This is a genomic window from Lewinella sp. 4G2 (assembly GCF_001625015.1).
Taxonomy (GTDB): Bacteria; Bacteroidota; Bacteroidia; order Chitinophagales; family Saprospiraceae; genus Neolewinella.
On sequence record NZ_LVWJ02000021.1, the window covers coordinates 1 to 1,057 of the forward strand.

Below are 1,057 nucleotides of genomic sequence, written 5' to 3' on the forward strand. Positions count from 1 at the left end.
ACTATACCTTCTGTAAATTGGATTGATTGTGAATGTAGCGAAGACATACATGTTGCAAACAACTTCACAGATTTTATTAATGGACTAGTAAGTGAAGAGGCTTTTGCTGACTAACTTTACTGCACTTATCACTAGGCAAATAAATAGCTTTCAAATACCTACAGATAAATACATGAGAAAATTGATAGTAATGTTCATAGTACTCGTTCTCCAATTTACTAGTTGTGGAATAGAAAATTCTAGTCTCTTTGTAGATGATACAAAGGTTGAACAAAACTTGGAAAGATATAGATGTGCTTTGGGAGCGGAGAAGTTCATGATACAGACTGGAGAAGAAATTACCGACAGCATTAGTACAACAATACTTAGGGTGACATTTCAAAATGTATCTATCAATTTGAATGATACAACTATAAGTAATCAGAGTCAAAATATAGCTAAATTACTGAAATATAATTTACAAAGAAATCGGAAATTTGATCGATTTGGTGTTATGTATAACCTTGATCCAGTTTTTGAAATTGAATTAGAAAACAGTAATAAATCTGAATATATCATATCAGAACTCTACAATGATTTTTTCAGTGACGAGTTGTAGATTGCTGTTGTACGGTTAATGATTATAACATTCGCTCAACTTTACAGCAACCAAAGTTCCTTGTCGAACAAAATTATCCGCCCAACACTGCAATCCACGTCAAGCCGCTGTCACTTCGAGTTGATGGCTCTATTACATCTGAAGCCCGGCCACTGGTCCGAACGCTCGGATGTCCAAAAGTCCTCCGCAAGCTCCGGAGTTTTGGCCATGCTCGCTTATCGGCCCAGTGGCCTATTAGTTCCAGTTTAGTATCTTAGTGGAGTTAAGGACGCGGCCTGCGTGGGCTGCAATCGTTGGGCAACATGCAAAAGAAATGACTGCTAATTACAAAATATACCTCTCTTGAACTGGTTTGGGACACGGGATGTTTTTAAAGGGCTATGTCGCTAATACTAACCAAGGATGAACTCGAAGCACTTCAGCTGGAACAAAACACAGCTGGGCTTTCAAAGCGGCGTT

1 protein-coding gene is annotated in these 1,057 nt (G+C 38.2%); it reads left to right on the top strand.

Translation table 11 applies throughout. The annotated features are described in order from the left end of the window. Positions 1 to 190: 190 nt before the first annotated feature. A complete protein-coding gene (locus A3850_RS19170) occupies positions 191 to 598 on the top strand; it encodes a hypothetical protein (protein WP_157501485.1) in 408 nt (135 codons plus the stop codon). Positions 599 to 1,057 lie beyond the last annotated feature (459 nt).

Coding starts and splice junctions, on each gene's coding strand:
- A3850_RS19170 (WP_157501485.1), top strand. CDS start 191: ATGTTCATAGTACTCGTTCTCCAATTTACTAGTTGTGGAATAGAAAAT.